The organism is Polynucleobacter necessarius, assembly GCF_900096765.1.
GTDB lineage: Bacteria > Pseudomonadota > Gammaproteobacteria > Burkholderiales > Burkholderiaceae > Polynucleobacter > Polynucleobacter necessarius_F.
The window spans coordinates 964,035-988,959 of record NZ_LT615228.1 but is presented as its reverse complement, the minus strand read 5'-3'; the positions used below and the strand labels follow the sequence as shown (position 1 = coordinate 988,959).

The 24,925-nt window shown below is 46.4% G+C and carries 20 protein-coding genes, 1 tRNA gene and 3 pseudogenes; 8 read left to right on the top strand and 16 right to left on the bottom strand.

Annotated features, from left to right (window positions below; translation table 11 throughout):
* Positions 1-12: 12 nt before the first annotated feature.
* The 4 genes from DXE33_RS05080 to tsaE all read right to left on the bottom strand — a co-directional run bounded on the left by DXE33_RS05080 (position 13) and on the right by tsaE (position 2,387).
* A complete protein-coding gene (locus tag DXE33_RS05080) occupies positions 13-210 on the bottom strand; it encodes an antitoxin VbhA family protein (protein WP_114638950.1) in 198 nt (65 codons plus the stop codon).
* Positions 211-326: 116 nt separating this feature from the next.
* Positions 327-402 (bottom strand) — tRNA-Lys (locus tag DXE33_RS05075).
* 116 nt (positions 403-518) lie between these two features.
* A complete protein-coding gene (locus tag DXE33_RS05070; RefSeq protein ID WP_114638949.1) occupies positions 519-1,859 on the bottom strand; it encodes an N-acetylmuramoyl-L-alanine amidase in 1,341 nt (446 codons plus the stop codon).
* Positions 1,860-2,387 (bottom strand): tRNA (adenosine(37)-N6)-threonylcarbamoyltransferase complex ATPase subunit type 1 TsaE, encoded by a 528-nt coding sequence (tsaE, locus tag DXE33_RS05065; protein WP_114638948.1) that lies wholly within the window; start codon positions 2,385-2,387, stop codon positions 1,860-1,862. It abuts the gene before it with no gap.
* A 43-nt stretch (positions 2,388-2,430) separates the two neighbouring features.
* On the opposite strand from tsaE, the gene queG reads away from it, so the two are divergent.
* From queG to DXE33_RS05050, 3 genes are all read left to right on the top strand, one after another.
* Positions 2,431-3,534 carry a tRNA epoxyqueuosine(34) reductase QueG gene (queG, locus tag DXE33_RS05060; RefSeq protein WP_114638947.1) on the top strand — a complete coding sequence of 368 codons (1,104 nt, stop codon included), beginning with the start codon at positions 2,431-2,433 and terminating at the stop codon, positions 3,532-3,534.
* Between the two features lie 33 nt (positions 3,535-3,567).
* Entirely contained in the window at positions 3,568-3,693 is a 126-nt protein-coding gene (locus tag DXE33_RS10450; protein ID WP_269460026.1) for a hypothetical protein, read from the top strand.
* A 103-nt stretch (positions 3,694-3,796) separates the two neighbouring features.
* Complete coding sequence (locus DXE33_RS05050) at positions 3,797-4,147, top strand: AzlD domain-containing protein (RefSeq protein WP_114638946.1); 351 nt, start codon at positions 3,797-3,799, stop codon at positions 4,145-4,147.
* 13 nt (positions 4,148-4,160) lie between these two features.
* On the opposite strand, the pseudogene DXE33_RS05045 reads toward DXE33_RS05050, so the two are convergent.
* Positions 4,161-7,228, bottom strand: a pseudogene (locus DXE33_RS05045) (FAD-binding and (Fe-S)-binding domain-containing protein).
* Entirely contained in the window at positions 7,225-7,908 is a 684-nt protein-coding gene (locus DXE33_RS05040; RefSeq protein WP_114638945.1) for a GntR family transcriptional regulator, read from the bottom strand. The pseudogene DXE33_RS05045 and the gene DXE33_RS05040 overlap by 4 nt, the downstream one beginning before the upstream one ends.
* A gap of 175 nt (positions 7,909-8,083) precedes the next feature.
* On the opposite strand from DXE33_RS05040, the gene DXE33_RS05035 reads away from it, so the two are divergent.
* From DXE33_RS05035 to DXE33_RS05025, 3 genes are all read left to right on the top strand, one after another.
* A complete protein-coding gene (locus tag DXE33_RS05035; RefSeq protein ID WP_114638944.1) occupies positions 8,084-9,268 on the top strand; it encodes a pyridoxal-phosphate-dependent aminotransferase family protein in 1,185 nt (394 codons plus the stop codon).
* 135 nt (positions 9,269-9,403) lie between these two features.
* Positions 9,404-9,808 carry a GlcG/HbpS family heme-binding protein gene (locus DXE33_RS05030; RefSeq protein ID WP_174222318.1) on the top strand — a complete coding sequence of 135 codons (405 nt, stop codon included), beginning with the start codon at positions 9,404-9,406 and terminating at the stop codon, positions 9,806-9,808.
* Positions 9,809-9,814: 6 nt separating this feature from the next.
* Positions 9,815-11,233 (top strand): DEAD/DEAH box helicase, encoded by a 1,419-nt coding sequence (locus DXE33_RS05025; RefSeq protein WP_114638942.1) that lies wholly within the window; start codon positions 9,815-9,817, stop codon positions 11,231-11,233.
* A 19-nt stretch (positions 11,234-11,252) separates the two neighbouring features.
* Here the strand turns inward: DXE33_RS05025 and gluQRS are convergent, their stop codons facing one another.
* A complete protein-coding gene (gene gluQRS / locus DXE33_RS05020; RefSeq protein ID WP_231970387.1) occupies positions 11,253-12,215 on the bottom strand; it encodes a tRNA glutamyl-Q(34) synthetase GluQRS in 963 nt (320 codons plus the stop codon).
* 15 nt (positions 12,216-12,230) lie between these two features.
* Between gluQRS and dnaE the strand changes: the two genes are divergently transcribed.
* Complete coding sequence (gene dnaE, locus DXE33_RS05015; protein WP_114638941.1) at positions 12,231-15,842, top strand: DNA polymerase III subunit alpha; 3,612 nt, start codon at positions 12,231-12,233, stop codon at positions 15,840-15,842.
* 1 nt (position 15,843) lies between these two features.
* Here the strand turns inward: dnaE and DXE33_RS05010 are convergent, their stop codons facing one another.
* From DXE33_RS05010 to DXE33_RS05000, 3 genes are read right to left on the bottom strand one after another with little or no spacing between them, the layout of a single operon-like run.
* The gene (locus DXE33_RS05010) at positions 15,844-16,980 is read right to left on the bottom strand and encodes a glycosyltransferase family 9 protein (protein WP_114638940.1); all 1,137 of its coding nucleotides are present in this window, start codon (positions 16,978-16,980) and stop codon (positions 15,844-15,846) included.
* A 9-nt stretch (positions 16,981-16,989) separates the two neighbouring features.
* On the bottom strand, positions 16,990-17,769 hold the full coding sequence (locus tag DXE33_RS05005; RefSeq protein ID WP_114638939.1) for a glycosyltransferase family 2 protein: 780 nt from the start codon (positions 17,767-17,769) through the stop codon (positions 16,990-16,992).
* Positions 17,766-18,527 carry a glycosyltransferase family 2 protein gene (locus tag DXE33_RS05000; RefSeq protein ID WP_114638938.1) on the bottom strand — a complete coding sequence of 254 codons (762 nt, stop codon included), beginning with the start codon at positions 18,525-18,527 and terminating at the stop codon, positions 17,766-17,768. The genes DXE33_RS05005 and DXE33_RS05000 overlap by 4 nt, the downstream gene beginning before the upstream one ends.
* 10 nt (positions 18,528-18,537) lie before the next feature.
* On the opposite strand from DXE33_RS05000, the gene msbA reads away from it, so the two are divergent.
* Entirely contained in the window at positions 18,538-20,313 is a 1,776-nt protein-coding gene (gene msbA, locus DXE33_RS04995) for a lipid A export permease/ATP-binding protein MsbA (RefSeq protein WP_114638937.1), read from the top strand.
* Between the two features lie 2 nt (positions 20,314-20,315).
* Here msbA and rng read toward each other — a convergent pair whose 3' ends face one another.
* The 6 genes and pseudogenes from rng to hemF all read right to left on the bottom strand — a co-directional run bounded on the left by rng (position 20,316) and on the right by hemF (position 24,903).
* Positions 20,316-21,779: a ribonuclease G gene (rng, locus tag DXE33_RS04990; protein ID WP_114638936.1), complete on the bottom strand. Its 1,464-nt coding sequence runs from the start codon at positions 21,777-21,779 to the stop codon at positions 20,316-20,318.
* Positions 21,776-22,398, bottom strand: a pseudogene (locus DXE33_RS04985) (Maf family protein). The gene rng and the pseudogene DXE33_RS04985 overlap by 4 nt, the downstream one beginning before the upstream one ends.
* A gap of 4 nt (positions 22,399-22,402) precedes the next feature.
* Positions 22,403-22,846: a 23S rRNA (pseudouridine(1915)-N(3))-methyltransferase RlmH gene (rlmH, locus tag DXE33_RS04980; protein WP_114638935.1), complete on the bottom strand. Its 444-nt coding sequence runs from the start codon at positions 22,844-22,846 to the stop codon at positions 22,403-22,405.
* A gap of 25 nt (positions 22,847-22,871) precedes the next feature.
* Positions 22,872-23,258 (bottom strand): annotated as a pseudogene (gene rsfS / locus DXE33_RS04975) (ribosome silencing factor); the annotation flags it as partial.
* A 38-nt stretch (positions 23,259-23,296) separates the two neighbouring features.
* Positions 23,297-23,995 carry a nicotinate (nicotinamide) nucleotide adenylyltransferase gene (nadD, locus tag DXE33_RS04970; protein ID WP_114638933.1) on the bottom strand — a complete coding sequence of 233 codons (699 nt, stop codon included), beginning with the start codon at positions 23,993-23,995 and terminating at the stop codon, positions 23,297-23,299.
* Positions 23,992-24,903: an oxygen-dependent coproporphyrinogen oxidase gene (hemF, locus tag DXE33_RS04965; protein WP_114639726.1), complete on the bottom strand. Its 912-nt coding sequence runs from the start codon at positions 24,901-24,903 to the stop codon at positions 23,992-23,994. Before hemF ends, nadD begins: the two co-directional genes overlap by 4 nt.
* Positions 24,904-24,925: the final 22 nt, after the last annotated feature.

Below are 24,925 nucleotides of genomic sequence, written 5' to 3'. Positions count from 1 at the left end.
TAGCAGTAAGTGTCATCCGCATCGTAGCGTGACATACCGTTGTTTAGTTTCTTCGATTAATTGCGCAATAGTCTTTTTGCCAGCAACGTAATCCGTGAGGTTTTGCTCTAGCTGTTTAGTAGGAGCAATGCCCTCAATTCGAGCAGAAGCCACGGCGTTAGAAACGCTGTATTGGCGGATTTGAGATTGAGTAGCGAACTTCGTTGGCATGGCTCTATTCCTAGTCAAAAAATGGTCCTAAAACAGGCTTGAAAGAGCTCTTTTTAATGGATATCGTAAGCAATAAAAAAGCCCCGCAAATGCGAGGCTTAGTAACTTAGTAATATTGGTGGGTCGGGCGAGATTCGAACTCGCGACCAACGGATTAAAAGTCCGCTGCTCTACCGACTGAGCTACCGACCCAGTTAGCTTTAAAAAAAGCCTTAAAGACCCAGTTAGCCTTAAATTATAGCAAGAAGTTTATGGCTCCTCCTGTAGTCCAGGCGGTCTGCCCGTAAGCCCTTGTACTTACAAGTCTGTTAAGAATTGACGCTTCTAGCAACTGGTGGATTTTTTGAAAAATACTCTTTAATTCCCCTCAAAATGGCTTCTGCAATTCGGTCCTGATAGCCATCATCATTCAGACGCGCCTCTTCCTGGGGATTGCTGATAAAAGCTGTTTCAACGAGAATGGAAGGAATATCGGGAGCCTTCAAAACAGCAAAACTGGCTTGCTCAACTTTTCCCTTATGCAAAGGGGCAAAGCTACCAATCCGCCTTAGAACAGAATTGCCGACCTGTAGAGAATCTTTGATCTGGGCGGTAGTGGACATATCCAGCAATAGATTAGCCACCTGTCGATCTTGTGTTTTGATATTAATGCCACCAATTAAGTCTGAAGCATTTTCTTTATTGGCCATCCATCTTGCTGCGGTGCTGCTAGCCCCCATTTGTGAGAGTGCAAATACAGAGGCTCCTTTGGCATTTCTTTCAATAAAGGCATCCGCATGAATGGAGACAAATAAATCAGCCTCAACTCGCCTAGCTTTTTGAACGCGCACATGTAGTGGTACGAAGTAGTCACCGTCCCTCGTGAGATAAGGGCGCATATAGACTTCGCTTTCAATCTTGTCGCGAAGACGTTTTGCTATGGAGAGAACCATATTCTTTTCTCTTGATCCAGCCGCCCCAATGGCGCCTGGATCTTCTCCGCCATGGCCCGGATCAATTGCAATAGTAATTAAGCGTTTGTATTTGGAGGTTGCTGGGGCCTCTTTAGGCTCGGGTATGGCTTGAGCAACAGGTGTCTTGGGTGCTTCCTTCTCTTTCTTGGTGGCGAATTGGGCGATTAAATCAACTTCTTCATTTGACTTGGCCAGGGCGCTCTCTTTACGTGCACTGCTTTTAACCAATTCCATTAATGGATCTGGTGGGGTGGCGGGGTATAAGTCAAAGACCATGCGGTAGTTATATTCACCAACGGGATCTAGGGTAAATAGCTGTGGCTTGATGGGCTCTTTGAGATCAAAAACCAGACGCACAATACCTGGCTGAAATTGCCCAACTCGTACCTGCGATACATAGGGATCATTTGGCTTAATCTTTGCTACCAAATCCTTGATGGTTGGATTGAGTTCTAGGCCCTGTACATCCACCACGAGACGATCGGGGTTGGTCAGAATCTGTTGTGTAATCGGAAGCGGTGTATCAGACTCTAAAGTAATGCGGGTATAGTCTTCTGATGGCCAGACACGGACACCCAGTATCTTGGCGCCCCAAGCAATATCTATTTCGCTCATGAGCAATACGAACCCCAAAAGCTTGGCTGATTTTTTGAGATGAGCTCGCCTAGTGAGATTGGTTGCTGAGATCTTTTTCATCTACCGTGCCATAGTCTGAATAATGTTCGCACCTAGTGTAGATAACGCACTAATCCTAATCGAGCGTTCATTCTCATCAGCACCAGCCAGCATCTCTATTTGTATATCAAACGCCGGCAGAGTTCCCCCAGCTTTTTCTGGCCATTCAATGATACAAAAACCAGGCGTGTCAAATAACTCGACAAAACCGGCCTCTTGCCACTCTAATGGGTCACGCATTCGGTAAAGATCAAAGTGGTGTCCAGAGTAGGTTTTTTGATTCAAGGTAAGCGAGTAGGGTTCGCACAAGGTGTAGGTGGGGCTTTTTACTTTCCCCGCGAAACCCATGCTTTGAATAAGATGCCTAGTGAAGGTGGTTTTCCCAGCCCCTAGGTCGCCCACCAGTGAAATATTGATGTGGCCGCTTGGATTTTGCTCAATGTATTGCTCAAAACTGCCAGCAAGCTGTTTAGCAAGGCTTGCGGTATCCGCTTCCTGCATACAATCTCGCTGAAGAGAAACTTCGCTTATGCCTTGAATTTGAGTCATTGCGGTAGTTTATTCAATTATTAGGCTACATTCTGTATTCAATATGTCTTTTTCTGTCGATGATGCCGCCTTAGATGGATCCAGCCTACGAATTTGGCTTTGGGAAGAATCTGCGCGCCTAGGTTTTGATGACTTGCGCATCACCGACACACACTTGGGCGAAGCTAGTGAGCGTTTGCAAGAGTGGCTAGCAGAAGGGCGTCATGGTCAGATGGAATATATGCAGCGCCATGCCCACATACGATCAGATCCGAGGCATCTAGTACCTGGAACAGTGCGCGTCATCTGTGTAGCGATGAATTACCTACCACCTGAAATCGATTTAGACAAAGAGTGGGATCGATTAGAGGATCCCACGCAAGCAGTAGTGTCGATGTATGCCAGAGGCCGCGACTATCACAAAGTATTGCGCAATCGTTTACAAGAATTTGCCAAATCTATTGAAAAGAAGATTGGTGCCTTTGGGTATCGTGTATTTACCGACTCCGCTCCCTTGATGGAGGTAGAGCTCGCACGCAAAGCAGGCTTGGGTTGGCGTGGCAAACATACCCTACTACTCAACACAGCCTCTGGCTCAACATTTTTCTTGGGCGAGATTTTAGTCGACGTTTCGCTTCCGATGGATGAGCCGCAGGATGAGCATTGCGGAACCTGTCAGGCCTGTATTGACATATGTCCTACACAGGCTATAACTGCGCCATATCAATTAGATGCACGACGTTGCATCTCATACCTCACGATTGAAAATCCAGGGCCTATTCCAGTCGAGTTTAGAAGGGGGATGGGTAATCGTGTCTATGGGTGCGATGACTGTCAACTCATTTGCCCATGGAATAAATTTGCTAAGCGAAGTGAACTTCCTGACTTTGCAAGTCGCCATGGTTTGAGTGATGCTGATTTACTGCAATTGTGGTCCTGGACCGAACCTGAGTTTGAGAGACGACATGAAGGTAGCGCCATTCGGCGAATTGGCTTTAGTCGTTGGCGTCGTAATTTAGCGGTAGCGATGGGTAATGCCTTAGCCAGTCCTAAATTAGAGTCAGCTGAAAAATTATTAATGCATCAGGCTTTAGTTGCCGCTTTGCCTAGCGCTGATACTTTAGTTGCTGAGCATATTCGCTGGGCCTTAAGCAATAGCTCAATCTGAGCACGAATCTGTTACTCCTCTTACAATTACTTGATGTCATCTGCAGACCAACCTTATATCGATCCGAGCGAAATCGCTTTGGAGGAGTCTGCTGCCCAGCCTTGGATTAATCGGATTGCAATTTTATTGGGTTGCGTATTTGGCCCACTCTTTTTTTAGTGGATCGTGATACCAGTTTGCTCAGTGCAGGCATAGTTTCTGGCACGCTCGCATACTGTATTGATCGCAAATTTTTGCGCAAGAAGTCGGGATTCATCGCTTAATGACTCCAGTAAGCAATATTCTTTCGGGCTGGGGGCTTTGGATCGCCCTCGTAGGCGCATGCTTGGGCACTTATTTTTGCAGGGCCATCGGGGTTACGCTCTCACAGCGCATTAATCAAGATAGCGAGATTTTTCGTTGGTTAGCAGCTGTCACTTATGCGATGGTTGCAGCATTAACTGTACGCTTGATCGTGATGCCCTTAGGTTTGATGTCAAGCGTTCCCCTTTGGGTCCGAATTTTGATCTGTGTACTTAGTATTGCAGTGATGATGTCAAAGCCAACACGCCGCTTGGTGCCAGCCTTGTTGACTGGCACGATTTTGATGATATCTTACGGCATCATTCGCTAAAACTAATCACGCCTTATAAGTGAGCCGCCAAAATCTTGGCAATATGAACAGCTTCTCTTTGGGTGCCATCCACAATTTGATGTCTGCAGCTGGTGCCATCGGCAACTACCCAACTATTGGGCGACTTGCGAATACTGGGTAACAAACTTGCCTCAGCCATTTGCTTAGACACTTCAATATGTTCAGCCTCATAGCCAAAACTGCCTGCCATGCCGCAGCATGATGATTCAATCAACTGAGGCTGTGCATTTGGGATGAGTTTGAGTAATTCCATTGCTGGCGTGACAGCAGCAAATGACTTCTGATGGCAGTGACCATGAAAGAGGATAGGCTTGCTGGCCGCGTTCAGCTCTAGCTGCAGGTGACCTGCCTTCATTTCGCTGGCTAAAAATTCTTCTAGTAATTGCACTTGTTGGGAAACAAGTAGAGTGCGATCACCAAAACCCATGACTAAAGCTTCGTCCTTGAGGGTAAATAAACAAGAAGGCTCTAGTCCAATAATAGGGATATTTTTTTCTGCATAGGGCGCGAGGTGATCAACCAATTCACCTAAGGTCTCTTTGGCTTTATCGACCATGCCGGTGGCAAGGTAAGTTCTGCCGCAGCAAAACTCTTTAGAGCAGCCACTGCTTGATTGGCTAGTAGAGGGGGTTTGGCTCTTGCGAGGAATGTGTACCCGATAGCCGGCTGCCTTGAGTACCTTGAGTGCGGCAAGAATATTTTCATCTTCAAAGTAGGCATTAAAAGTATCAGCCAAAAGAACAACGCCTTTACTATCACTATCGGTCAATTGCTCTGGTGAGAATTGGTATTGACTGGCAAGCTTTTTTTGATTCCAGAAGGTCTTCTTTTTCCAAATGGGCAGGCTACGCTGCGCAGAAATACCCATTAACCATTCTTGCAATTTGGCAATCGGTAAGAAATGATTGCGTAAGTTCAGAATAGCAGGCAAAAAGGGTGTATTGCTAATCATGCTTGCATACCTTGGAAGATAGGCTACCGCCTTGTCGCGTAGGGTATGTCCAACACACTTTTTATAAGCCGATAAAAACTCAATCTTTATCTTTGCCATGTCTACACCAGTAGGGCATTCACGGCGGCAAGCTTTACAACTTACACAGAGTTCCATCACTTCTTTGATGGCATCGCTAGCAAGGGGAGATGTTTCATCTTTGAGATCGAGTTGATTTGAGAGTGCTAAACGCAGGGTATTAGCCCTTCCTCTGGTCAGGTGTTTCTCATCGCGTGTCACGCGATAGCTAGGGCACATCACATCGGCATCGAACTTACGGCAGTGGCCATTGTTATTGCACATTTCCACAGCCTTGGCTAAACCCATGGCAGGATCGTCGCCAGTTCCAGGCGCAGTCGTTTCCTCGGTGACAGGATTATTTTGCACATTCCAGGCCGACCAATCTAATGCAGGTTGTAATGCAATGACTTTGTAGTTCGGTGGAAATCGAAAGTTACTCGCATCATCCATCTTAGGAGGGTTGATGATCTTTCCTGGGTTAAATAATCCCTTTGGATCAAATGCTTGCTTAATTTGCGCAAGTGCTTCAGTAATCTTGGGGCCAAATTGCCAAGAGATCCATTCACCACGGCATAAACCATCACCATGCTCGCCGCTATAGGCCCCTTTGTATTTGCGCACCAAGGCTGATGCTTCTTCTGCAACAGCTCGCATCTTTTGGGCACCGTCTCGGCGCATATCTAAGATGGGACGCACGTGCAAAGTGCCAACTGATGCATGGGCATACCAAGTACCACGAGAGCCATATTTAGCGAAGACATCTGTCAGGGCCTGGGTATAGTCAGACAGGTTTTCTAAAGGTACGGCGCAGTCCTCAATAAAACTCACTGGCTTGCCATCACCCTTAAGCTCATCATGATGTTCAAACCGGCCTTACGAACTTCCCAGAGATTTTTCTGTAAAGCGGTTTCTGGCATAGACACTACCGATCCCGTTAGACCAAAATCACTCATGAGTTCTTGCAGTGAATTGAGCTTTTCTAATAGTGGCGCGTGGGACTTGCCAGAGAACTCTACTAGCAAGATGGCCTCAGGTGTTTGGGCTGCAGGATCAATTAAAGCTGTCTCAATGATTTTCTGAAAGCTTGGGTTGCTGCGCGCCAAATCAATCATGGTGCGATCTACTAACTCAACAGCAGTAGGTCCCAGTTTGACAATATGCTGGGCGCTATCCATTGCTTTGTAAAAGCTAGCAAAGTTCACGATACCTAATACTTTGTGTTTTGGTAATGGCGCTAGTTGGAGCTTGAGTGATTTGAAATAAGCTAACGTGCCTTCGCTACCAACCAAAAGATGGGCTAAGTTGACGCTACCATCTTGTGTATAGGGCAACTCACTTTGTGGATGAAAGATGTCAAGGTTATAACCAGCAACTCGTCTCAATACCTTTGGAAAGTGAGCTTCAATTTCTGGTTGAAGGGTGTTAGCCAAGCCTTTAACAAAGTCGCCAAGCTCTTTTGCAGCACCAGAGCTAGTAGCGTAATTGCCAAATTGAGCTATCTGACCGTTTGCTAACCATGCATTGATTGCTAAAACGTTATGCACCATATTGCCGTAAGCAATAGAGCGGCTTCCACAAGAGTTATTTCCAGCCATGCCCCCAATCGTGGCCTGGCCTGCTGTAGAGACATCAACGGGGTACCAAAGTCCATGTTGCTTGAGTAAGCCATTTAAATGGTCAAGAACAATTCCAGGCTCAACTTCTACATAACCCTTATCAAGATTGAGGTCGAGAACGTTTCTAAAGTATTTAGTGCTATCGATCACGAGGGCCGCGCCGGTAGTCTGGCCGCATTGACTAGTTCCACCGCCGCGCGGTAATACGGGTACCCCAAGTTCGGCTGCAATCTGAATTGCACTTGCTATATCTTGTGCAGTCTTTGGAACAAACACCGCAACTGGCATTGCCTGATAGATAGAAGCATCGGTAGCGTAGCGTCCGCGACTAGCAATATCGGTCATCATCTCCCCAGAGGTTTCTTGACGTAAGCGTTTTGCCAGTTGCGCCTGATCAATCATGAGCTCTTTAATATCTAGAGGTTTATTCATGATTGATTCGCTTCTAAAGCAGCTTCTGATTGAAGTAATTGCACGACTACATCGCGTTTGTTCATCACATGTAGCATCATTATTTTTCTCATCCGCTTACTGTCTCTAGCTTTGAGGGCGTCTAGCATTTCTTGATGTTCTTCAACACCCTTTTCCCATTTCACACCATCTTGATTAGAGCGAAAGCGTAATGCCTCAATGCGTGCATTGACTTGGGTAAAGAGGCGAGAGAGTACAGGATTATTTGCTGCTTGATTGATGAGGTGGTGTATGCGTAGATTGAGTTTGTAGTAACTCGATAAATCCCGACGTGCATAAGAAGCCATCATTTCATATTGAAGCGCTTCTAATTCAGAGAGGGCGGCTTCACTAATATTCTGCGCTGCGAGCTCTCCAGAAAATCCCTCGAGATCGGCAATAACGTCAAAGGTATGGATAACATCTTCAATGCTTAGTTGCAGGGCTATCGCACCACGATTGGCAATGAGCTCAACTAGACCATCGGCAGCCAAACGACGGATAGCTTCGCGAATAGGTGTGCGTGACACATTGAGGCTTTCCGCTAATTCACGTTCATTGAGTTTGCTACCTGGCGCAATTTTTCCCTCTACCAGTAAAGAGCGGAGCTTTTGGAATGTAGTTTCATGGAGATTCTGGGAATTGAGCGCTTCAGTTGCCATTCTTTAGGAGCCCTAAATTTGTATACAAAAATATCGATTACTCATCATAAACTATAAATAAAGGCTTATTTAAACTAATTTTTAATAAAAATTGTATACAAAATGGAAAAACGTCAAAAAAATGGCACACACTGGCAATAGAAATTACTGATAAACATCACCAGCGAGACAAAGCATGTTGAAACTAGATAACCACGCATCTGGACGCCATTTTTTACATATTCCTGGACCAAGTCCAGCGCCAGCACGTGTTTTACGTGCCATTAGCTATCAAACGATTGATCATCGTGGCCCAGAGTTTGGTCAGTTTGGTCTCAAGGTGCTAGACGGTATCAAGAAGATTTTTAAAACTGAGCAACCCGTCATTATTTATTCCGCTTCAGGCACCGGTGCATGGGAAGGCGCTTTGGTGAATGTCCTCAATCCTGGCGACAAAGTCTTGTTCTATGAAACCGGTCAGTTTGCTAATTTGTGGCGTGCACTTGCTCAGCGTCTTGGATTAGATGTGGAGGTTGTGGGAAAGTCTGGTCAAGATTCTTGGCGTTGGGGTGTTGACGCATCTGTGATAGAAGAGCGCTTGCGTAAAGATACTCAGCATGAAATTAAAGCAGTTTGCGTAGTTCATAACGAAACTTCTACTGGCGTTACTTCGAATATCGCCGCAGTTCGAAAGGCAATCGATTCTGCAAAACATCCAGCCTTACTATTGGTTGACAGCGTGTCTGGCTTGGGTTCTGCGGACTATGAGCACGACAAGTGGGGCGCCGATGTTACCGTATCTGGCTCACAAAAAGGCTTGATGTTGCCGCCGGGTATTGGTTTTAATGCTTTATCGCCTAAGGCGATTGAAGCAAGTAAACGCAATACCTATCCCAAATCCTATTGGGCATGGGATGAAATTTTAGAGTCCAATAAAAACGGTTACTGGTCAACCACCCCGAGCACCAACCTAATGTATGGCTTGCATGAAGCAATGGACATGATGATGGCCGAAGGATTAGATGTGATCTTTGCGCGTCACCAGCGTTTAGCTGCAGCCTGTCGTGAAGCGGTCAATGCATGGGGATTGGAAATTCAGTGTCAAGATCATGAGTGCTTTTCACCAGTTTTGACTTGCATTGCCACCCCCGATGGGATGGATGCCGATGTATTGCGTAAGCATGCATTAGAAAAATTCAATCTTTCCTTGGGTACTGGTCTAGGCAAGATTAAGGGCAAAGCTTTCCGAATTGGTCATTTGGGTGATTGCAATGAGCTCAGTTTGATGGCTGCTTTGAGCGGTGTAGAAATGAGTTTGGGCGCTATGGGATATAAACCTAAGGCTAGTGGCGTCCTTGCAGCCCAAGAATTCCTTAAATAATCAGTCAGTTGGGTGGAGACAGGCTGCGGAAGGGCCAATATCGCTTGGTCAATCCGCAGCCCTTATAATTCAAGAGCTTATATAGATAGCATTTTCATCATATAAAACAGATTCGAGACAGAGAGATTAAACATGTTGGCAACTAAACCTTACTTAACCCAAGCTGATGTTCAAAAGATTTTGGATGCGGCAAACAAACATGCAGCCGCCAATAATTGGGCTGTGACGATTGCTGTTTGTGATGATGGCGGTCACTTGCTGGGTTTGATTCGTCGCGATGGTTGTGCGCCGGTCTCTGCATACATCGCTCAAGAAAAAGCACGTACAGCAGCGATGGGTAAACGTGAGAGTCGTGTATACGAGGAAATTATTAACAATGGCCGCACTTCCTTTTTGTCTGCACCGCATATTTCGGGCATGTTAGAAGGTGGGGTCAATATCGAGGTAAATGGGTTTACCATCGGCGCAGTCGGCGTTTCCGGCGTGAAATCGGCCGAGGATGCTGAAACGGCTAAGGCCGGTATTACGGCCATTCTGTAAGTTATCTTGACAAATACTGCCACTGAAATACATTCATCTATTGGGACTGACGATCTAGCAACTGCTAGCGCCAATTCTCCAGCAACAATTACTTTTGCTGAATTTGGTTTAGACCCGCTGATTCAAAAAGCGGTTGCTGAACAGGGATACAACACTCCGACTCCAATTCAAGCTCAATCGATTTCGCATGTATTAGCGGGAAGCGATTTGATGGGCGCTGCGCAAACTGGGACAGGCAAAACCGCGGCTTTTGTATTGCCAATGATTCAAAAGATCTTACGTCATGGGAGCAATAGTGCCTCGCCAGCCCGTCACCCCATTCGCGCATTAGTTTTAACGCCAACTCGGGAGTTGGCTGTGCAAGTTGCAGAGAATGCTGCTAACTACTCAAAATATACGGATTTACGAACTGCAGTAGTGTATGGCGGCGTAGACATGAAAGAGCAAGTGGCACTTCTACGCAACGGCGTGGAGATCTTGATTGCTACCCCAGGTCGCCTTTTAGATCACATTGGCTCTAAGGTAGCCAATCTCTCTCAAGTTGAATTACTGGTCTTAGATGAGGCCGATCGTATGTTGGATATGGGATTTTTACCCGATCTGCAACGTATTATTAATTTGATTCCTGCGCAAAGACAGACTTTGCTGTTCTCTGCGACCTTCTCTCCAGAGATTAAAAAGCTTGCCCAAAGCTATCTGCGCACTCCAGTAACGGTAGAGGTAGCCCGTCAAAATGCTGCGGCTGATACCGTGAAGCAGGTAGTGCATTTGGTTTCATCTGGCGATAAACAGCATGCGATTGTGAAGGTGCTAGAAGCTCGTACTCGCCAAGGTTTATCAAGACAATGCATTATTTTTACAAATAGCCGCTTAGGTTGTGCAAAGCTGGCTCGTGCCCTGGAGCGTGATGGTATTAAGGCTGGGGCGATTCATGGCGATAAGAGTCAGGGTGAACGTACTATGACTTTGGACGCATTTAAGTCGGGTGCAATCGAAGTATTGGTCGCTACAGATGTAGCAGCTCGCGGATTAGATATTCCAGACATGCCGTGCGTGATTAACCATGAGCTCCCGTATAACGCAGAAGACTTTATTCACCGCATCGGACGTACGGGGCGCGCAGGTAGTAAAGGTGATGCAATTGCTTTAGTTGACGATAGCGAAAAGCGGTTGCTGGACGATATCGAAAAGCTGATGAAGCGCAAACTGGATATTCGGCCAGTTCCAGATGTCAATCCACCCTCCTGTAGTAGTGCAACCTCAAGTGGCGGGAAAATGTCTGACCCGTTTTTCTATCAGCCCTACGAACCCAGTGGCACTCCTAATGCCTCCTCTGATGTTGCAAAACCAGAAGAGAAAAAGGTTGGCATTGTTCCAGCAAAGCCTGCTGTAGGAGCTCTCCTGGGTGGTTTCAAGAAGAAATAACGTTCAGAGGTGTGGCAGTTTAGCCAGTAGCTTTATTAGTTCGGTTGCCCCAAGCCTGGGTTGCAGCGAAGAGCCACTCGGCAATAGTTACATTGCTTCCATCGGGTAGATCGCGTAATCCCAAATGTTTTGCAGCTTTGCGTAGTTCAGCGAGAGATTGTTGTTCAGTCTCAGTTTGAATTTGGGTAGCTGAGGTTTGCTTGCTCAGTTTTTCACCATGATCGTCTAGCACTAATGGTAAGTGTCGATATTGTGGGTGCTGGTAGCCCAATAAATCTTGGAGGTAGATTTGTCTCGCAGTGTTACTGAGTAAATCTTCGCTGCGCACGATATGGGTAACACCTTGCTCGGCATCATCCACAACAACTGCAAGTTGATAGGTAAATAAACCATCACTTCTTCTTAAAACAAAATCCCCCACTTCTTTAGTGAGATTTTGACTCTGGGTACCAAGTGCTAAATCTTCAAAATAGATCATGCAATTTTGAGGTAGGGCGAGTCGCCAAGCAATTTTGGGCTTGGTAAGGTCTGCATAGCCAAGTTCAGATTTTTCTGGTCGACAGCTTCCTGGATAGATCATTTCTTGATTGCGGGCAGGCTCGATTCCGTGGGCCGCTAGAGTATTTAGGATGGTTTGTCGAGAACAGGCGCATGCATAAATTTGCTTGAGTTCATTTAAGCGCTCTAGAGCTTTTTGATAATGTTGTAAGCGGTCCGTTTGATAGGTGGGTTCTTCGTCCCAGTGTAGGCCGCAGGCAAGCAGTTGTTGTTGAATCTGAATAGCTGCACCCGGGGTGCACCTAGGGGTATCAATATCCTCGATTCTGAGCAGCCATTGACCCTCATTTTTACGAGCGTCTAACCAACTTCCTAGGGCCGCAACTAAGGACCCAGCATGAAGTGGGCCTGTAGGTGAGGGGGCAAACCGCCCGCGATAGCCGACGGGCTGGGATTGAGTGATTTTTTTGGGGGGGGGGGACACAGCTAAAATCATCTCATGTCTTTGCCCCGTTTTGTTCATCTTCGTATCCACTCTGAGTTCTCCATTACGGATGGGGTCGTCCGCATTGATGATGCTGTAGCGGCGGCCGTTAAAGATGAAATGGGTGCCTTAGCGCTGACAGATTTAAGTAATTTATTTGGCTTAGTGCGCTTTTATTCTGCCGCTCGCTCAGGAGGCATTAAGCCGATTGCTGGTGCTGATGTCTGGGTTAGCAATCCCCAAGATCCCGACCAACCTCATCGTCTATTGCTCTTGGTGCAAAACCATTCTGGCTATCTCAATTTATGTGAGTTGTTAAGCCGTGCTTCATTAGATAATCAATCCCGCGGTCGGGCTGAGGTTGATTTGGCCTGGTTTAGTGAGCCTGCAGCCAAAGCCGAGGATAAGCAGGCTAAAAAAACATTGTCTTATGGCTTGATTGCCCTGTCTGGGGCTCGCATGGGAGAAGTGGGTGCAGCTTTGTTGAGTGGTCAAGAAGATCACGCGAAAGAAGTGGCTCAGCGGTATGAAAAACTATTCCACCAATCCTTTTACATTGAGGTTCAACGCGGCGGTCATCCCCAAGATGAAAAACACCTGCAGCTAGCCTGCCATTTGGCTAGCGAGCTGGATCTACCGGTGGTTGCAACTCACCCAGTTCAGTTTATGCAAAAGAGCGATTTTATTGCTCATGAAGCGCGGGTGTGTATTGCCGAAGGCGAGTTATTAGGTAACCCAAGACGCCAAAAGAAATTTAACGAAGAGCAATACTTCTTGACGCAAGAAGAGATGGAGAAGCGCTTTGCGGATTTACCAGTAGCTTTGGCAAATTCGGTAGAGATTGCGAAGCGCTGCAATTTATCTCTAGTACTAGGTAAACTACGTTTACCAGATTTTCCGACACCTCCGGGCATTACTTTAGATGACTATTTGTTGCAACAATCGGAGATCGGACTAGAGCGTCATATGATCCGTAATTTTCCTGACCCAGAGGAGCGCGCCAAAGAGATGCCTCGTTATCGCGACCGACTGGTGTTTGAAGTCAAGACGATTGCGCAAATGGGGTTCCCTGGGTACTTCTTGATTGTTGCTGACTTTATTAACTGGGCAAAAAATAATGGGGTTCCCGTTGGTCCTGGCCGTGGATCTGGGGCGGGATCTCTCGTTGCTTACTCGCTGGGGATTACCGATCTAGATCCATTGCGATACAACTTACTCTTTGAGCGCTTCTTAAATCCTGAACGTGTCTCGATGCCGGACTTTGATATCGACTTTTGCCAGCATGGGCGTGATCGCGTCATTCAGTACGTTAAAGATAAATACGGCAAGGATGCTGTAAGCCAGATCGCTACCTTTGGAACCATGGCTGCGAGAGCGGCGATTCGTGATGTTGGGCGTGTATTGGAGCAGGGATATAACTTCGTTGATGGCATTGCTAAATTGGTGCCCAATAAGCCAGGTCAGTATATGACAATTGAGATGGCTAAGAAGGAAGAGAAACAATTAGCCGAGCGCGAAAAGAATGAAGACGAAGTGCGCCAACTGCTCTCATTGGCTCAGCAGTTGGAGGGTATGACGCGCAACGTTGGTATGCACGCTGGTGGCGTATTGATTGCCCCTGGACGCCTCACTGATTTTTGTCCGCTCTATACACAAGAAACTAAAGACCAAGATAGTAGCTCTGTGATTAGTCAGTTCGATAAGGACGATGTTGAAGCAATCGGCTTAGTCAAGTTTGACTTCTTGGGCCTAACCACCCTGACTATTCTTGCGGCTGCGGAGCGTTGGATCAAAGCTTTGCATGCTGATCGCAAGGATTGGAGTATCGGTGATATTCCACTTGATGATGAAAAGGCTTTTGAAGTACTCAAGAGGGCAAATACGGTTGCGGTATTCCAGCTTGAAAGTCGCGGTATGCAAGGCATGCTACGGGAAGCGAAGCCTGACCGCTTTGAGGACATTATTGCTTTGGTGGCTCTCTATCGTCCTGGCCCAATGGACCTGATCCCAGACTTTATTGAGCGTAAACATGGCCGTCAAAAAGTAGAGTATCCAGACCCACGTATCGAGCCTGTTTTACAAGAAACCTACGGCATCATGGTGTACCAAGAGCAGGTGATGCAGATGGCCCAAATCATCGGCGGCTACTCCTTGGGTGGTGCCGATATGTTGCGACGTGCGATGGGTAAGAAAAAACCAGAGGAGATGGCGCAGCACCGTAAGATTTTTAGTGATGGCGCCAAAGCAGGCGGTATCTCTGAAGCCAAGGCCAATGAAATATATGATTTGATGGAGCGCTTTGCTGGCTATGGATTTAATAAATCACATGCTGCTGCTTATGCATTATTGGCATATCAAACCGCTTGGCTAAAAGCCTATTACCCTGCAGAATTTATGGCGGCCAACTTATCGCTCGCCATGGATGATACCGATAAGGTAAAGATTCTCTATGACGATTGCTTGGCCAATCAAATTCGAATTTTCTCTCCCGATATCAATACTGGCGTCTATGAATTCACGCCATTGCGCGCACCTGATGCTGCTCCAGATTCTCACATCAGCCATATTCGTTACGGCCTAGGCGCAGTCAGGGGAACTGGAGAGGCTGCTATTGAGGCGATTGTTAAGGCCCGTGAGCTTGGTGGCCCATTCAAAGATTTATTTGATTTTTGTGCGCGTGTAGACCGTCGTCAGGTTAACCGTCGTGCCATTGAGGCTTTAATGCGTGCAGGGGCATTCGATAGCCTATACCGCGACTCAGTTTCGGTAGGTGGAAATCTTTACGATATTCACTCAACTTTGTTGGCCTCTCTAGCAAGGGCAATTGAGGCCGCAGAGCAGGCAGAGGCATCCATTCATCAAGTCAGCTTATTTGAAGTAGCTGGTGAGGATCATCGCCACCTTCCCGAATTAGTCCGTGAACCAGTGTGGTCTGAGAAAAAGCGCTTACAAGAAGAAAAAACGGCCTTAGGTCTTTGCTTAACTGGACATATGTTCGATGCGTATCGCGAGGAAGTATCGCATTTCATTCGCCAGCCTTTATCCAAGGTAACCGAAGGCAAGGATCAATTGATTGCTGGCATCATTACCTCGGCACGGATGCTCACTGGTCAGCGTGGTCGCATGATGATTGCCACCATTGATGATGGTACAGCCGCCTTGGAAGTAACCCTCTATAGTGAAGTATATGAACCCAATCGCTCATGGCTTAAAGAAGATGAGTTGCTCATTGCAAAAGTAAATGTCACGCCAGATAAATTTTCTGGAGGGATGCGGATTGTTTCTGAGGGGGTGATGGATATTACTGGTGCCCGCATGCGATTTGCACGCAATATCCATGTTGCTCTTGATGCTGGAACTGATATTAAAATGCTCCGCAGTCAAATTGGCCCCTATCTCATGTCTAATCGAGTGAGCGATCCAAAGTTGGGTGGTGCGCCGGTCTCAGGTTCAAATGATGGTGTGAAAGGTTTAATGATCACAGCTGCCGTAACTACGAGCGGCGGGGCATGCTTGATGCAATTCCCAGAGGAGATGCGCATCTATCCAGATGATGCTTGCTTACATAGCTTGCAACAGCTCTTGGCCTCAAAGCAACATAATGCAGTGGAAGTTCAATACCACTAGCTTAGCGTTGCAAAATCATTTCCACTGCCTCAACTACTTGGGCGGGCTCTAATAAATCTAAACACTCGCTATTGCTGTCAGCTCGGTCTAGGCAGCCTGCTTTTCGGCAGGGCACACATTCACCAGGGCCTTGCAGAATTGTCACTTTACCTACTGTTTGTGAGCGGGCCCGCAATTGATAAGGCTGTTTGCCGATAAAGCCATTGGGCCATGGACCAAAATTCGTAGGCGGGGTTGCGCCAAACAGGGTGATGGTCGGTGTATTGCAAGCTGCTGCCAAATGGGTGATTGAGGTATCCACCCCAATGTATAAAGCAGCGCCTCGCAAAAGAGATCCGGCTTGGGGAATGGATAAACTTCCAGCGGTATCAAGCACCTTTTCTCGTATTTCATTTGTGAGTAGCGAGAGAATATCTTGATTGAGCTCTAAATCTTGTTTGGCAGGAGAAGCACTCAGTACCACTTGGAAGCCACGTTTTATAAGATCCGTTATGAGGTATTGCCAGTGAGTCAGGGGCCAGCGTTTATACGCAGTTAAGGGTCCTGGATGAATCACTACATAGGGTTGTTTAAGCTGGTTTGTGATTGCCGGCGTTAATGGCTCGCCAATAGGGGGTGTGACATGAATCGGTTTGGAAAATAACTCACTCGGATTTTTATAAAAACTCTCTAGTAGTCGCAGTTTTTCTGTAATGACATGCTGGGCAAAATAGTCAACATTGACAGTGTGCATGCAAATGAATTTCTTCCAAGCATTTTGCTTTTCGGTTTTGTTATCTTTGCCTTGGGGATGGCCGCCCAATACTCCCACCCTTCGAAAGGCAGCTATGAGGCCATAAAGATAAGCTCTGTCACTGGGTTGCGTGACAAAGGCTAAGTCATATCGTTGGAACAGGCGGTTAAATAGTAATAGGTACTCAGCAAAGCCGGGTCGGTCAGAAGTTTCAATGATCTCTGTAATATCGGGATTGCCTTTGAGCATATCGAGCTTGCCCTTATAGCCCAAAAAATCAAATTGGGCATTTGGCCATAATTCACGAGCCTTGCTAATGAGAGGGGTTGTAACTAATACATCGCCAATTTGACGAGTGGCAATAAACAAAACTTTTTTTGGTTGGAAATTAGAAAAATTGGTCATAGTGCAAACTTATGTTGCTTTTGCAAGAATCTTTTCGCGCACGCGCTTGGCATTTTCAGCAGCATTACTATGATCATGAATCTTGTGAAAAAGATGCAGAACCTCAGTTGCCCATGCACCTGATTTTCTTTGAATGTGATTGCGCTGTAAGCGGAATACAAAATCCGCATCTTCATGGCCCCAGCCTGTCATGGTTTCATCAAAGCCATGAATAGCGGTAGCATCTGATTTCCAGCAGGCCATATTGCAGCCTTTAATGCGGCGCCATACAAATTTTTGATAGTTGCGCCATTTGCCATCACCTAATTGGATTTTGAGGGGCCAGTATTTGTTAATGCTGCCGCTAAGTCGATAGACTAAAAGATTGGCAGCAAAGCGCGAAAAACTCCACGAATCCCAGGATAGTAATTCTTGAGTGAGTTTTTCATTCAACAGGACTCGACTACCAGTGACCAAGAATCCCGGTTGGGAGAGTGAGCGGTGGCGCGTAATAAAGTCAGGCTGCGTGATGCAATCACCATCCAAAAATACTAAATAGTCTCCTTTTGCAGCAACTATTGCTTGATTCAAAATTTTTGTTTTACGAAAGCCTTGATCATCCTGCCACAGATGGGTAATCGCTATCGAGTGTGATGCTCGAAAGTGATCGATGATTTCTTTGGTGCTATCTGTCGACCCATCATCTGCAATGATAATTTCAAAATCACGATCAGTTTGAGTGGCTAGTGATTCTAGGCATAACTTCAATGCTTGGGGCCAATTGTATGTAGCCAATAGGACCGAAATCATTTTCGCGCTTCCTGATTGAGTTGCCAAAGCTTCATGTAGCGATAGTAAGTGCCTTGCCCATTGGAGATCGCAAGCGCAAAACCTTGAGCGCCATCCAAGAACCCTGCGCGTATGATGTAAGTACGTATAAAGGCCCAGAGCCCATGAAGAACAGCCTTCAGAGGGTTGCTAGTCTTACCTTTGGAATATGCCTGCTGTGCTGAAGCAGTAGAGTATCGATCTAGTTTTTGGAGGACCTGAGAGTAGTTCATGAAGCTGAAATGCAATATTGGATTTTTCAGCTTGGCAACTTGGCCTTGTGGAATTAAGCGTTCATGAACCAGATCATCAGAGAAGCGGGCAGTTCCCCGTTTAAAAAGTCGATCAACATAATCGGGACTCCAACCTGAGTGACGGATAAAGCGGCCGCAGTACCAAGATAAGCGGGGAATTGCAAAACAATCTATATGACCATTATGGTGAATAGCGGTCAAAATTTCAGATCTCAGAGTGGGGGTGAGTCTTTCATCGGCATCTAGAGATAAAACCCATTCTTGCGTGGCAAGATCTAGGGCTCGGTTCTTTTGAGGGCCAAATCCGGGCCAATCCGTAGGTTGGGCAATCGTGGCGCCGTACTTTTGGGCGATTTCTAGGGTGCGGTCAGTGCTGTTGGTATCGACCACAATCATTTGCTGGGCAATACCCTCAAGGGAGGCTAGACAATCCTCTAGATTGGCCTCTTCATTGCGGGTGATGAGTATGACAGATAAAGTGGGCATAATTCATTATATGAATGCTCAAGACCGTACTGCTCTAAATCGCTTAATCAGCTACCTCAAGCCCCATATTGGCTTAATTATCGGCTCTTTGCTAGCAATGGCGGTAGTTGCCGCGGCAGAGACATCCATCCCTGCCCTCATGAAGCCTTTATTAGACCGAGGATTTACGGGACAGCTCAATAGTAAGTTATGGCAAGTTCCGGTCTTTTTGGTTGGATTGGCTTTAATCCGCAGTCTAGCCCAGTTTTTGTCTAACTATTTACTTACCCGCGTAATCAATTCAGTTCTTTTGAAGTTGCGTGAGCAAATGTTTCAAACTCTATTGCATGCGAGTACCGCTTTTTTCCAAAAGAATTCCGCTTCCAACTTGATTAATGCAGTGGTATTCGAAGTCAATAACGTACTTACTGTTATGGGCGGTATGTTGATTAGTCTTGTGCGGGACTCGCTTACAGTGATCGGGTTAATGGGCTACTTGATTTACCTGAATTGGAAGCTGACCTTGGTGGTGCTGGTGATATTTCCCGTAATTGCTTTGATCATGACGAAAATTAATCGTCGTCTTAGAGCATTAAACCTGGAACAACAAACCTTAACTAGCGATCTAGCTTATATCGTCGAAGAGGCTGCTGCGGGTTATAAGATCGTAAAAGTTCATGGGGCAGAGCAGTATGAGATGAATCGCTTCCAGCAAAAAGCAGGGCGTTTGCGCCAATTCGCCTTGAAATCCGCCGTAGCTGGCGGCCTTAATCAGCCGATTACCCAATTGATTGCTTCTATTGCTTTATCAACCGTGTTGGTGATCGCATTACTGCAATCATCGACTGAAGGCACTACGGAAGGCACTACGGTTGGTGGATTTGCCGCCTTTATCACGGCGATGATGTTGGTGATTTCCCCTTTAAAACATTTGGCTGATATTAACCAACCACTGCAGCGTGGTTTAACAGCTGCTGAAATGATTTTTGATCTCATGGATCAGCCCTTTGAAGAAGGAGACGATCGTCGTTTAACTATGAAGCCTCTGCAAAAGGCGGCTGGGGCAATTCGTTTTGAGAATGTTGGTTTTTCTTATCAACAAGACCTTGATCGCAAGGATGCATTAGCGGACATCAATCTATCGATTAACCCTGGTGAAGTAGTTGCATTTGTTGGTCCCTCTGGCGGCGGCAAATCTACTTTAGTCAATTTATTGCCACGTTTTTTTAAGCCCACGAAAGGCCAGATTTTCCTTGATAACATTCCATTGGAAGAGATTGTGCTTGCAGATCTGCGCAAGCAAATTTCCTTTGTAAGTCAAGATGTCATTTTGTTTAATGATACGATTGCCGTAAACGTTGCATATGGCGCAGTCGAAAGCGAGGGTATTGATCGCAGTCGTGTCATGGAAGCATTGGAAGCATCTAACTTAGGCGCTCTTATCAAAGAACTGCCAGATGGAATTGACTCTTTGGTTGGTGATAACGGCAACCGCTTATCGGGCGGTCAACGACAGCGTTTGGCGATTGCCCGTGCGATATACAAAAATGCCCCTATTTTGATTTTGGATGAGGCCACCTCAGCTTTGGATTCTGAGTCTGAGCGTCAAGTTCAGGATGCTTTAGATTGCTTGATGATGGGTAGAACGACTTTAGTTATTGCGCATCGCCTCTCGACGATTGAGCATGCAGATCGGATCATTGTTCTTGAGCATGGTCGCGTAGTGGAGAATGGTTCACACGCTGACTTGATTAAGCATGACGGTCTGTACGCTAACTTGCATCGCATACAGTTTTCAAACGCCTAGCCTTAGCTCAGAACAATATCGTATTGCTCTTGTCGGAAGCTACCCTCAGCCTGAAGGGTGATTGGTTTTCCAATGAAATCACCTAGCTGTGCCAAGAATTGATTCTCCTCTTCTAAGAAAAGATCAATCACATCAGGCGCAGCTACAATCCGAAATTCCCGTGGATTAAATTGCCGGTGCTCGCGTACAATCTCTCGCAAAATTTCATAACATATGGTCTGAGCAGTTTTGACTTCCCCCTTACCTAGACATGTGGCGCAAGGCTCACAGGTAATGTGGGCGAGTGACTCACGCGTCCGCTTACGCGTCATTTCTACTAAGCCCAAGGCTGAAAATTCGCTCACAGAAGTGCGGGCATGATCACGCTCAAGGTTGCGTTTAAGTTCAAACAAAACGGACTCTTGATGATCTTTTCCAACCATGTCTATAAAGTCAATGATGATGATGCCTCCAAGGTTGCGCAAGCGTAACTGCCTTGCAATTGCTTGGGCGGCTTCTAGATTGGTTTTAAAGACAGTGTCATCCAAGTTGCGAGCCCCAACATAGCTGCCAGTGTTCACATCAATTGTGGTCATGGATTCAGTCTGGTCGATCATCAGATAGCCACCAGATTTCAAATCAACTCGTCGACCTAGAGCTTTATTAATTTTTGCATCAACATCAAATAGGTCAAAGAGGGCGCGCTCGCCCCGGTGTAAGGTTAGTTTGCCAAGCAAGTTTGGCATGTATAAAGCTGCAAAGCTATTGAGCTTTTCAAAGTTCTCAGCGGAGTCTACTCGAATTTGGGTAGTCTCTTCACCAGCAACATCTCGTAGCACTCGTTCGGCTAAGCTCAGGTCTTGATAGAGCAAGCTAGGGGCAGCCTTGTGCTTAACAGCTTCCCGAATGTTCTCCCAGGTAGTGCGCAAATAGCGCATATCGTTTTGTAATTCGGTATCAGATGCATCTTGTGCGCTAGTGCGGACGATGATGCCACCTTTCTCGTCCTCAGCCATCAGTCCTGCAAGACGATTCTTAATGGCTTCACGCTCTTCTAATTGATCAATGCGTTGAGAGACGCCAATATATTTTTCAGTGGCCGCGTCTGAGCCTGCAGGTGGTAGATATACTAAATTACGACCTGCAATACTGAGTTGTGTAGTCAAGCGAGCGCCTTTAGTGCCCAACGGATCTTTTAACACTTGAACTAGAAGCGTTTGACCTTCAAAAAGTATTTTCTCAATTTGAGGCTGAGGATTGCTTTGGGTAATATCCGCTACATGCATGAAAGCTGTTCGCTCAAGACCAATTTCAATAAAAGCAGACTGCATACCAGGCAATACTCGTACTACCTTGGCTAAATAAATATTACCCACAATGCCCCGTTGACGGGTTCGTTCGATCTGAAGCTCTTGAACTGCTCCCTGCTGGATGAGTGCAACCCGCGTTTCTTGAGGGGTAATGTTGATCAGAATTTCTTCATTCATATACGAATCACTTGAGCGCGGCTCAATAAATGGGTGGTTTCATAAAGGGGTAGACCCATGATACCGCTATAGCTACCTTGGATCGAGGGAATGAAGGTACTGGCTCGTCCTTGGATGCCGTAAGCTCCCGCCTTGCCGAAGGGTTCACCGCTAGTAATGTAGTCTTCAATTTGCTTGGCGGTGAGTTTGGCAAATTGGACTTTTGAAATTTGTACCATACAGAGGGGGCCATCTCTGGGTCTATTCTCACCGCAACAGCAGTGAGAACTTCATGCGTTTTATCGCTAAGCATTTCTAGTATGCGGGTAGCATCCGCAGCATCAGTGGGTTTGCCGAGAATTTCACCTCCAATGCCATTCGGTAGGCTTACGGTGGTATCTGCACACAAGATGGGCGCCCAAGGCAAACCACTTTTTTCCCAGCGGGTAAGTGCCATAGCACTTTTTGCCAAAGTAACTCGTTCTACATAAACCCTAGCTTTTTCTTGTGGCAATGCAATTTCAATACTTTCAGTGTCTTCGCCTATTTGCGGTTGAAGCAACTCAAAATGAACACCAATTTGTTTTAAGAGATCTTGGCGCCGAGGACTTTGGGAGGCGAGATAAATAAATGGATTCATAGAATTACTCGCGATGATATGGATGCCCTTGAAGAATAGTCCAGGCTCGATACAGTTGCTCAACGAGCAGTACTCTAGCCATTGCATGAGGTAAGGTGAGGCTAGATAGTCGCCACATCGCTTGAGCATCACTCTTTAGGCTAGGATCCAAGCCATCAGCGCCACCAATGAGAAAGGTGATATCAAAGCCCTCTTGTCGCCAAGCCGCTAATTGGGTCGCTAAATTCTGCGTGGTTTGATCTTTCCCCCGCTCATCTAGCGCAATGACGCGTGAGACTTTAGGAATGGCGGCAGCTATTTTGATTGCTTCTTTTGCCGGAGTGAGGTCGGGCTTAATCTCTTTGATCTCAATGCTGCAATCACTGGGCATGCGTTTAATGTAATCGTGAGTTGCAGTAGCAACCCAGTCCGGCATTTTGTGGCCAACTGAAACAATCGTTAAGCGCATGTCTTAAATCGGCGAAAGAGTACTACTCTTCGTCGTCGGATTCGCTAGCTTTCACCAAGCCTTTGCTAGCAGCCAACTTCACACGCACTGGTTTGGCTCCCCACATGCCTTCAAGCTGGTAGTAGGAACGCAACATGGGTTGCAGAATGTGTACCACAATATCGCCGCAATCGACCAATACCCACTCGCCAGTCTCAAGACCTTCAATCGAAATCACCTCTCCACCTTTGGCATTGACTTCTTCTTTAACGGACATTGCCAATGAACGTGTTTGGCGATTGCTTGAACCTGTAGCAATGATGACGCGATCGAATAGTTCGCTTAATTTGGTGGTGTCATATACGCGAATATCTTGCGCTTTCACATCCTCAAGAGCGTCAATAATGACGCGTTGTAATTTACGTAAGTCCATAGTGTCTTTGCTGATATTTTCTGGTTTTAAGGGTGATCTTAGCTTGATTGCTGATACAAGCTCAGATCTGTGATGATTTGCAGGGTGTGGGAAGGGATTTGCTCTGCCGCAATTACATTCCGAGCGGGGGTTTTGAGTTTATTGCGCAAGGTTGTAGAAGAAAGATCTACAGTGAGGCCTTCATCAATGTAAATGAGGCCAGATGGGCTATTATCAAGAGCTGCAGAGTCCAGAGTTTGGTGTTTTTGTAGAAACTGAGAAAGCTCGGATGATGTGTTTGGCTGCAGATGATAGTTTGGGCGGCTCGCTACTGCAAAATTGACGATATTAATGAGGTCTTGCCATGATTTCCAAGTTGGGAGCATGGTGAGTGAGTCGGCGCCCATTAACCAAATCAGGCTTGCTTCTGGCCCAAAGCGATCGCGTAGTGCTTTAACTGTGTCAATCGCGTAACTTGGACCAGCACGGTCAATTTCAATTCGATCAATCCCTACTTGGGTTGGGATCTTCAGATATAAAAACACCCTTGCTAAATCAATTCCAGCTGCCTCGGTAAGTTGGAGGCGAATATTGGCAGGAGTAATGTCCGTCCCTTTTTGCCAGGGTTCGCCACTCGGAATGAATAATATTGCATCTAGGCGAAGTAGTTTGGCAAAGTGGCTGGCTAGCTTGAGGTGACCGATGTGTGGCGGATCAAAGGTGCCGCCCAAGATGCCAATTTTCTGACGCGTACTCAAGCTAACCAATCGCGGGGTTTGAGATAGTAGTCATAGAGCTTGGCTTCTGGTGTCCCAGGTTCGGGTTGCCAGTTGTATCTCCATTGAACTACAGGGGGCATAGACATCAAGATCGATTCTGTACGTCCACCAGAATGCAGGCCAAAGATGGTGCCACGGTCAAAGATGAGGTTGTATTCTACGTAGCGACCGCGGCGATATTCCTGAAAAGATTTTTGCTCTGATGTAAATGAGTCTTGATGGCGTCGCTGAACGATTGGCAGGTAAGCGTCAATAAAAGCATCACCTACAGCACGTGTCATCGCAAAACTTTTTTCAAAGCCCAGCTCATTAAAGTCATCAAAGAACACACCTCCAATGCCCCGAGGTTCTTCGCGATGTTTTAAATAAAAATATTCATCGCACCACTGCTTAAAGCGCGGATATAACTCATCGCCAAATGGATCTAAGGCATTTTTAGCCGTCTGATGAAAATGTCGACAGTCTTCGTCTACGCCGTAATAGGGAGTTAAATCAAAGCCACCACCAAACCACCATACTGGTTCTTTATTCTCCGCTTGTGCAATAAAACAGCGCACATTCATATGCGTAGTGGGTACATTGGGATTGTTTGGGTGAAAAACCAAAGAGACCCCCATGGCCTCAAAGCTTCGTCCTGCTACTTCAGGGCGGTGATGGGAAGCAGAGGGTGGCATTTGATCGCCACGGACATGGGAAAAGCCTACGCCACCTTTTTCCAGGATATTGCCGCTATCCAAAATGCAGGTGCGTCCGTAACCCTTTAGCTTGCTATCTTCAGGCTTATGCCATTCATCAGCAATAAACGCTTTGCCATCCAGTGCGCTCATCGCATTGGTGATGCGATCCTGCAAACCTAAAAAATATTCCTTTAGGACTGCAATGTCGATTTGAGTGTATTGGTTTGACAAA

What these genes read in the sequence shown, in the direction of transcription:
- DXE33_RS05050 (WP_114638946.1), top strand. Translation starts at nt 3,797, where the DNA reads ATGACTCCAGTAAGCAATATTCTTTCGGGCTGGGGGCTTTGGATCGCC.
- DXE33_RS05040 (WP_114638945.1), bottom strand. Translation starts at nt 7,908, where the DNA reads ATGGCAACTGAAGCGCTCAATTCCCAGAATCTCCATGAAACTACATTC.
- rlmH (WP_114638935.1), bottom strand. Translation starts at nt 22,846, where the DNA reads ATGCGCTTAACGATTGTTTCAGTTGGCCACAAAATGCCGGACTGGGTT.
- DXE33_RS05080 (WP_114638950.1), bottom strand. Translation starts at nt 210, where the DNA reads ATGCCAACGAAGTTCGCTACTCAATCTCAAATCCGCCAATACAGCGTT.
- DXE33_RS05005 (WP_114638939.1), bottom strand. Translation starts at nt 17,769, where the DNA reads ATGATTTCGGTCCTATTGGCTACATACAATTGGCCCCAAGCATTGAAG.
- msbA (WP_114638937.1), top strand. Translation starts at nt 18,538, where the DNA reads ATGAATGCTCAAGACCGTACTGCTCTAAATCGCTTAATCAGCTACCTC.
- DXE33_RS05010 (WP_114638940.1), bottom strand. Translation starts at nt 16,980, where the DNA reads ATGACCAATTTTTCTAATTTCCAACCAAAAAAAGTTTTGTTTATTGCC.
- DXE33_RS05035 (WP_114638944.1), top strand. Translation starts at nt 8,084, where the DNA reads ATGTTGAAACTAGATAACCACGCATCTGGACGCCATTTTTTACATATT.
- rng (WP_114638936.1), bottom strand. Translation starts at nt 21,779, where the DNA reads ATGAATGAAGAAATTCTGATCAACATTACCCCTCAAGAAACGCGGGTT.
- dnaE (WP_114638941.1), top strand. Translation starts at nt 12,231, where the DNA reads ATGTCTTTGCCCCGTTTTGTTCATCTTCGTATCCACTCTGAGTTCTCC.
- DXE33_RS05000 (WP_114638938.1), bottom strand. Translation starts at nt 18,527, where the DNA reads ATGCCCACTTTATCTGTCATACTCATCACCCGCAATGAAGAGGCCAAT.
- DXE33_RS05070 (WP_114638949.1), bottom strand. Translation starts at nt 1,859, where the DNA reads ATGAAAAAGATCTCAGCAACCAATCTCACTAGGCGAGCTCATCTCAAA.
- queG (WP_114638947.1), top strand. Translation starts at nt 2,431, where the DNA reads ATGTCTTTTTCTGTCGATGATGCCGCCTTAGATGGATCCAGCCTACGA.
- tsaE (WP_114638948.1), bottom strand. Translation starts at nt 2,387, where the DNA reads ATGACTCAAATTCAAGGCATAAGCGAAGTTTCTCTTCAGCGAGATTGT.
- DXE33_RS10450 (WP_269460026.1), top strand. Translation starts at nt 3,568, where the DNA reads ATGTCATCTGCAGACCAACCTTATATCGATCCGAGCGAAATCGCTTTG.